General features: G+C 65.9%; 6 protein-coding genes and 1 pseudogene. 4 read left to right on the top strand and 3 right to left on the bottom strand.

Going from position 1 to position 7,752, the window contains the following annotated elements; all coding sequences use genetic code 11:
- Positions 1-97: 97 nt before the first annotated feature.
- Together PQQ96_RS40980 and PQQ96_RS40985 are read right to left on the bottom strand one after the other, a co-directional pair.
- Complete coding sequence (locus PQQ96_RS40980) at positions 98-643, bottom strand: OsmC family protein (protein ID WP_408302965.1); 546 nt, start codon at positions 641-643, stop codon at positions 98-100.
- Positions 644-675: 32 nt separating this feature from the next.
- Positions 676-1,491 (bottom strand): class I SAM-dependent methyltransferase, encoded by an 816-nt coding sequence (locus tag PQQ96_RS40985; RefSeq protein ID WP_408302967.1) that lies wholly within the window; start codon positions 1,489-1,491, stop codon positions 676-678.
- Positions 1,492-1,621: 130 nt separating this feature from the next.
- On the opposite strand from PQQ96_RS40985, the gene PQQ96_RS40990 reads away from it, so the two are divergent.
- Both PQQ96_RS40990 and tnpC read left to right on the top strand, forming a co-directional pair.
- Positions 1,622-3,130, top strand: a complete 1,509-nt coding sequence (locus PQQ96_RS40990; RefSeq protein ID WP_408302969.1) for a winged helix-turn-helix domain-containing protein — start codon at positions 1,622-1,624, stop codon at positions 3,128-3,130.
- A 279-nt stretch (positions 3,131-3,409) separates the two neighbouring features.
- Positions 3,410-4,828, top strand: a complete 1,419-nt coding sequence (gene tnpC / locus PQQ96_RS40995) for an IS66 family transposase (protein WP_408302971.1) — start codon at positions 3,410-3,412, stop codon at positions 4,826-4,828.
- A gap of 52 nt (positions 4,829-4,880) precedes the next feature.
- On the opposite strand, the pseudogene PQQ96_RS41000 reads toward tnpC, so the two are convergent.
- A pseudogene (locus tag PQQ96_RS41000) lies at positions 4,881-5,306 on the bottom strand (response regulator transcription factor); the annotation flags it as partial.
- Positions 5,307-5,715: 409 nt separating this feature from the next.
- Here PQQ96_RS41000 and PQQ96_RS41005 point away from each other — a divergent pair.
- Both PQQ96_RS41005 and PQQ96_RS41010 read left to right on the top strand, forming a co-directional pair.
- Positions 5,716-7,017 carry an MFS transporter gene (locus PQQ96_RS41005; RefSeq protein ID WP_408302973.1) on the top strand — a complete coding sequence of 434 codons (1,302 nt, stop codon included), beginning with the start codon at positions 5,716-5,718 and terminating at the stop codon, positions 7,015-7,017.
- A gap of 142 nt (positions 7,018-7,159) precedes the next feature.
- A partial coding sequence (locus PQQ96_RS41010) for an MFS transporter (protein ID WP_408302976.1) occupies positions 7,160-7,752 on the top strand: 593 nt, incomplete at its 3' end.

Raw genomic sequence — 7,752 nt, forward strand, 5'->3', positions numbered from 1 at the left:
CGACCTCATCGGCAGCGTCTGCCGCGCGATCGATCTCCATGAGGGCATAATCTCGTATCCGATTTGCTAAATGCGCTCCTCAAGGTGGCGGCTGACATCAGCCGACGGTGGGCGCGTGCGCGAAGGTGAAACGAGTCTGCACCGGCGGCGGCTGGCGCAGCGTCTGCTGGACCACGGAGCAGCGCTCGGAGGCGGCGCACAGTCTGTCCAGCAGTTCGGGCGGCGTGCCCTCCAGGGCCGCCAATGAGACCTCGCAGACCAGAGTCTGGAATCCCACCGGGACATCCGCCTGCATCGCCAGCGTGCCGCGCACGTCGACAGTGCCGGTGACGCGGACTTCCAACGCAGTCAGCGTGATGCCGAGCAGGTTGGCCACCATGCGGATTGACGAGTCCTGGCACGCCGCCAGCGCGGCGCAAAGCAGGTCGCCGGGGGTCGGCGCGTCGTGAGGGCCGCCGAGCGCGCCGTGCACGCCCACGGGCACCGCCACGGCGCAGCCATCCATCGGCTCCACCCGCGAATGGAAGGGGTCTGACGGGTCGACGCCGACGGCGCGCGCATGGTCGACGACCAACGCCGCCAAGGGCGATTCGTGGTACAGGCGGCGCAGCGACGCCTGACTCTCCTGGACACTGAGTTTCATGGCTGGGCTCCTGCAGAGTGGGCGTGCCGCCTTCAGCGGCGGGTGATGACCGCTTCGAGGTATTCGCTCGGCACGACCAGCGACCGCCCGCCGGCGAGATTCAGACGCTGCAGCAGGTCGGTGATGTCGCGCTCAAGCGTCGCCGCACCGTCGGCAGGCAGCGCGGCGAACGCCTTGTGCACCGGCCCGTACCAGGTGCGCAAGACCTCGATGAAGTGCTCGGGCGAGCGGTAGCGGAAGCAGAATGTCTGCGGCGTTGTGCGCAACTCGCCGACAGCGTCGCCGAACAGCTCGCGCAGGTGCGCCGGCACACCCCAGGCCGACGGCGGCTTCAGTCCGGCCGGCGGCGGCAGGTGCCGGCCGAGTGTCCTGAAGAGCTGGCCGATGAAGCCGTCCGGCGTCCAGTTGGCCAGGCCGATGCGGCCGCCGGGCCGGCACACGCGCAGCATCTCGGCTGCCGCCCGGGGCTGGTCGGGCGTGAACATCACGCCGAAGGTCGACAGCACCACATCGAATGAGGCGTCGGCAAACGGAAGCGCCTCGGCGTCGGCGGCCTGGAAGGCGATGTCCAGTCGCTCGGCGCGGGCGCGCTCGGCGCCGCGGTCGAGCAACGCGGCCACGTAGTCCGTCGAGGTGACGCGGCAGCCGCGCCGTGCGGCGGCGAGGCTGGCATTGCCATTGCCGGCGGCGACGTCGAGTACGCGCTCGTCCCAGCACAGGTCGCAGGCCTCGGCGAGCGACTCGCCGACGCCTTGCAGAGTGGTGCCGATCACGGCATAGTCGCCACTGGACCACGCGGCCTGCTGGCGGGTCTTGACGGCGGCGAAATCGACGGGGGTGTTGTCCATGGTCGTGTCCTCGGCGGTAGTGGCGGGGTGGGTGCGGAACGCGAAGCCACTGTGCGCCTGGGTGGCCGGCCGCGTCCTTTGACGTTCTGCGCCAAGCTGCTAAAAATCCCTAAATACGAAAGCCGATTACATGCAGGACGCCTACTTCTTCGACCGCGGCGAGTTCCGGCCCACCGAACGGCTGCTGCTCGTCGACGGTGCGCCGGTGGCCGTCGGCGCGCGCGCGTTCGACCTGCTGGCCTGCCTGCTTGCGCACCGCGACCGCGTGGTGTTGAAGAGCGAGTTGCTCGAGGCCGCCTGGCCGGGATTGGTGGTCGAAGAGAACAACATTTCGGTGCAGGTTTCGGTGCTGCGCAAGCTGTTGGGCGACAAGGCCATCGCCACCGTGTCAGGCCTCGGCTACCGCTTCGCGATGGAAGTCCGTATCGGGGTTGCCTCAGCGCCGGGTGCACCGCTGGCACCCCTTACCGCCGCGAACCGGCCGACGATCGCGGTGCTGCCAATTAACGTGCTGGCCGACGATCCGCGCATGGGCTTTCTTGCCGACGGGCTGGCCGAGGATGTGATCGCGCTACTGGCGCGAGTGCCCGGCTTTCGGCTCATCTCGCCCGCCTCGTCCTTCGCTTTCCGCGCGCACGACGCCAGCCTGACCGAGGTTGCCCGGCAGCTCGGCGTGCGCTTCGTCGTCGAGGGCAGCCTGCGGCCCACCGCCACCGCAGTTCGCATCACCACCCACCTGACCGACGCGCAAACCGGGCATGTGCTGTGGAACGGGCGGTTCGACTGCGTCCGCGCCGAGATGGCCGACCTTCAGGAGCAGATCGCGCGCGGCATCATCTCCGAGCTCGAACCCGAGCTGACGCGCGCAGAGATCGCCCACATTCGCCGCCAGCGGCCGGACAACCTCGACGCCTGGGCGCACTACCATGAGGCCGTCGGCGCCATCGCGCTGCAGGGCTGGAACGAAGACGGCATCGGCGAGGCGCGCACACGGCTGCGCGCCTGCCTGGCGCTCGACCCGCGGTTCGGCCTGGCGCACGCCCATTACGCCATGCTCACCGCGCTGGCGCGGAACATCGGGCTGCTGCCTGAGGCCGCGGCCGACGACGCCAGGCAAGCGGCCGAGCGCGCCGTCGAGTTGGACGACGGCAGCCCCGAGGTCCTCGGCCTGGCCGGCTGCGCGCTGTGCGACCTCGGGCAGCTCCCTCGCGGCATGGCAATGCTGCGGCGCGCGCTAGAGCTGGACCCGAGCAACGCCCAGGCACATGTCGCGCTCGGCGCCGCATCAATCCTCACCAGCGAGTTCGAGGCCGGTTTTGAGCGCATGCGCCTCGGCATGGCGATCAGCCCGCGCGATCGTCGCCTTGGCTTCTGGGGCTGGGCGCTCGGCGTGTTCCTGCTGCGCGCCGACCGCGCCGCCGAGGCGTTGGCCGAAGCGCTCGCGTCGAGCCAACGCGACCCTCGATTCCACTTTGCACGCGTGTTGCAGGCCGCCGCGCTCGACCGCCAGGGGCAGACCGACGAGGCACGCATCGCGCTGGCCGAGGCCCGGCGACTGCGCACCCGGCTCTCACTGAACGAGATCGCACTCACCCACGGCCGGCGCGTGGCCGAGCAACTGGGCCGGTACTGGAATTGACTCCGTCGCAACCCCTAAGCTTCGAGCGACCTGGGGTGATGTTGAGGACGCCTCAACGGCCGCGCCAAGCTCAACGCCTGAGTCCGTCGGGACCGGCCATCCACGAATGCCCGCTCCTGGCCGAACGGCGACGCACATCAAACAGACGTCACCGAGGAACTCGCTTCAATGCCCACAGACAAGCGCCGACTTCAGCGAATCGGCACTGGGAGTTTTGAACGAATTTTGGTAACTATTCAGCAGTTGTAAACCCGAACCAGGCGATGCATAGTGAGGGACATGACGAAGATGCCTGACATCAAGGACCTTACGCCCGAGCAGAAAGATGCTCTCATCATTGATCTGGTGAGGCGTCTGAACGAGCTTGAGGCAAAGCTGGAGAAGGACAGCCATAACTCCAGCAAGCCGCCGTCAAGCGATGGTCCGAAGCGCAAGCCGAAGTCACTGCGCGGCACGAGTGGCGCAAAGCCCGGCGCGCAACCAGGGCACAAGGGCAAGACGCTCAAACGGGTGGCGCAGCCCGATCACATCGAGATCCACCCGGTGGCGCCAGTGTGCAACGCGTGTGGACAGCGGATCGAATCCGATGACATTACGGTGCTGCCTGAAGGGCGTCAGGTGATCGATCTGCCGCCCACGCGCTTTGAGGTCACGGAGCATCGCGTGCAGATCGCGCAGTGCCGCTGCGGCAAGCACCATTCGGGCGTGTTTCCCGACGGCGTGAGCCAGGCCGTGCAGTATGGCCCTCAGGTGCGGGCCGCCGCGGTCTATCTGACGCAGTACCAGCAGTTGCCGGTTGAGCGTACCGCCCAGGCGCTGGAGGACCTGTTCGGTCTGCACGTGAGTACTGGAACCGTACAGCACAGCATTGATCAGGCCGCCCGGTTGCTGGCGCCGGCGGTTGAACAGATCCGGCAGGCGCTATGCGAGCAGCCGGTGGTGCATTTCGATGAGAGCGGCATGCGCGTGGGGCGCACGATTCACTGGCTGCATGTCGCCTCGACCCGCGATCTGAGCTGGTATGGCTCACACCGCAAGCGCGGCAGCGAGGCGCTGGACAGCTTCGGCATTCTGCCCGGCTTTACGGGCATCGCGGTGCATGACGGCTGGGGGCCGTACGCCAGTTATGCGTGCGAACATGCGCTGTGCAATGCCCACCATCTGCGCGAACTGGTCTTTGTGCTGGAGTCCACAGAGCAAGCCTGGGCCCAGCAGATGATCGATCTGCTTTGCCAGGCCAGGCGTGAGGTCGAACTCAGTCAAACCTCGGGCGCCACAGCTCTGGATGAGTCGCGTCAGCGCTATTACAGGCGACGCAATCGGGCACCGATCGCCCAGGCACGCAGGCTCAATCCAACGCAGGCGCGCGAGCCCACACGCCAGGAGCGCCGCGGCCGGATCAGACAAAGCTTTACCTACAATCTGGTCCGACGCCTGCAGACACATGCACGCGAGGTGTGGCGGTTCATTGCGGATCACCGCGTACCGTTCGACAACAACCAGGCCGAACGCGATATCCGCATGCCCAAACTCAAACAGAAAATCTCGGGGTGCTTCCGCGCTGTATCAGGCATGCAGGCGTTCTGCACGATTCGCTCCTACCTTGCCACCCTGCGCAAACAGGGCCGTTCGCTTATCGATGCGCTGGCTTTGAGCTTTGCCGGATTCGTCGTTTCCCCTCTGGCTGCCGCTGAATAGTTACGAATTTTGAACAAATATTGAACAATCCTTGCTGGATAAGGCTTTGCGGGCGACGGGAAATGTCGAAATGGTAGGGGCCGACATCGAAGCTCGCGGCACTGAAACGGTCCGGGTAGGCGCGGCGCAGCAACGCAGTTACACGCTCGCGGAACTCGCCCGGTCGCAATGGCAGCCCGACATAGTCGTCGGCCCCGCCGGCAAAAGCGCGCACCACGCTGTCCTCCGACGTCTCCGTCGAAGCGAACAGGACCGGCAGGCGGTCGCCGCCGACCGCGCGCACCGACCGCAGGACTTCGGCACCGGACAGACGCGAGCCTTGCCAGTCCAGCACCAGCATGTCCACGGTGGAACGGGCGAGCGCTTTCGACATGGTCAGGCCGTCGTCGTAGGCCATACAGGTATGGCTGGCGCTCATGAGGATCTTTTCGATCGACTGACGCATGACCGGGTCACGCTGAAGAATGGCAATACGCATGGGGTTACTCTTAACTGATAGCTCGGACGCGATTCTCAGAGGGACGCCCAAGTCATCCCATAGGAGCATTCCTAATTTGTGCGCCAATCGCCCGGCTCCGACAGCGGTACACAGCATTCCTACACCCAACCACTGCAGCTCGCACGACGCGCAGCCCTTGTGGTCCTGCCCGCCGTCGAAAAGGCGCGTCTCGGGGAACTTTTTCCAATCTAATTAAGTACTTCCCGAAGTGAGCGGCTTTCATCCTGTAAAATCCCCGGCCTGGCCCCAGTCGTCACCGCGCTTGCCCTACCCGGACCGGCGCGCCGGTGTCCCGTGCTCTACCCAGCGCTTGCCACACTTCTCGCCCGACGACCGCCGTATGTCCACGCGCTACGTGTGGCTCCCAATTCAATACAAGACACAAGCAATGCAAGCGACAAATCTGGGTGGAGCGCAGGCTGTCACCCCACGCCCCCTTGGGCGAAGCGATTACAAGACGCTCGGTCTCGCCGCGCTCGGCGGGGCACTGGAGTTCTACGACTTCATCATTTTCGTATTCTTTGCGCCGGCGATCGGCCAGTTGTTCTTCCCCGCCGCGATGCCGGACTGGCTGCGTCAGGTGCAGACTTTCGGCATCTTCGCGGCAGGCTATCTGGCACGGCCGCTCGGCGGCATCATCATGGCCCACTTCGGCGACCTGTTCGGCCGCAAGCGCATGTTCACGTTGAGCGTGCTGCTGATGTCGGTGCCGACGCTGATGATGGGCCTGCTGCCCACCTACGCCAGCATCGGCGTGATGGCGCCGGTATTGCTGCTGGTGTTCCGCGTGATGCAAGGCGCGGCGGTCGGCGGCGAAGTGCCGGGCGCATGGGTATTTGTCTCCGAACACGTGCCGCAGCGGCACATCGGCTATGCGTGCGGCACGCTGACGGCCGGCCTCACGGCAGGCATCCTGCTCGGCTCGCTGATCGCCTCGGCGGTGAACCGCAACTTCGCGCCCGCGGAAATCTCCGCGTACGCATGGCGCATTCCGTTCCTGGTGGGCGGCGTGTTCGGCATGTTCTCGGTTTATCTGCGCCGCTGGCTGCATGAGACGCCCGTGTTCGCCGAGCTCAAGCAACGCAAGGCGATCGCCGCGGAAGTGCCGCTCAAGGCCGTGTTGCGCGACCACGGCCGCGCCGTGATCGTGTCCATGCTGCTCACGTGGATGCTGTCGGCCGCGATCGTCGTGGTGATTCTGATGACACCGACGCTGTTGCAAAAGCAGTTTCATATCGCGCCGGCCACCGCGTTGCTGGCGAACTGCGTGGCGACGCTGTGCCTGACGATCGGCTGCGTGATGGCGGGTTCGATCGCCGGCCGGTTCGGCGCGGGGCGCACAATTTTCATTGGCGGCCTCGCGCTGGCGGTGACGTACTACGTGATGTTCCAGCAACTCGCCATTGATACGTCGGCGCTGGTGCCGCTGTACGCCGTGGCCGGCCTTTTCGTCGGCGTGATCGGCGCGATTCCGTTCGTGCTGGTCAAGTCGTTCCCACCGGTCGTGCGATTCTCGGGCATCTCGTTCTCGTACAACGTCGCCTACGCGGTGTTCGGCGGCCTCACGCCGATCGCCGTTTCGCTGATGATGAAGTCGAACCCGATGGCCGCGCCGCTGTATGTCGGCGCAATCTGCATTGTCGGGGCATTGACTACGCTGTTTATCAAAGACGCGCCGCAAACGCGCTGATCGAGCTGTTCACAACGGCGCACCACGCGGTGCGCCGTTGTTCGCATCTGCTCCACGCTCCACCTTTCCTGCAGTTCCGGCAGTTCCGGCGACATCGACAGTTCACGTCAGGCCGAAACATCGAGCGGCGCATCGGCCTACGATGTATGGCATGAACTCACCCAATCCCCCCCGCTCGCCCGCCCTCGGCCGAATTCTCGCCACCGTCAGTGTGGGCTTCGTCGTCACGCAACTCGACGTGACCATCGTCAACATCGCGCTGCCGAAGATCGGTGCGGACCTGCATGCGAACGTCGCGGGGCTGCAATGGGTCGTCGATGGGTACGCGCTCGCGTTCGCCGTGCTGATGCTCTCGGCGGGCGCGCTCGGCGACCGGATCGGCACACGGCGGATGTACGCGGCCGGCATCGTGCTGTTTGCATTCGCGTCGCTCGCCTGCGGATTGGCGCTCGATGCCACCATGCTGGTCGCGGCGCGCGCGTTGCAAGGCATCGGCGCCGCCGCCATGCTGCCGAACTCGCTGGCGCTGCTTAATCAGTCATACGGTCATGACCCTAAGCTCCGGGCGCGTGCCGTCGGACTGTGGACCGCCGCGGGCGCGATTGCGATCGCAGCCGGACCGGTGGTCGGCGGCGTGCTGATCGCGGCGTTCGGCTGGCGCAGCATCTTTCTCGTCAATCTCCCGATTTGCGTAGCTGGTTTGCTGGCTACTTTGCTCTGGGTGCCGCGGCCTGA

The sequence above is a fragment of the Paraburkholderia sediminicola genome (genome assembly GCF_046027825.1).
In the GTDB taxonomy this organism is placed as follows: domain Bacteria; phylum Pseudomonadota; class Gammaproteobacteria; order Burkholderiales; family Burkholderiaceae; genus Paraburkholderia; species Paraburkholderia sediminicola_D.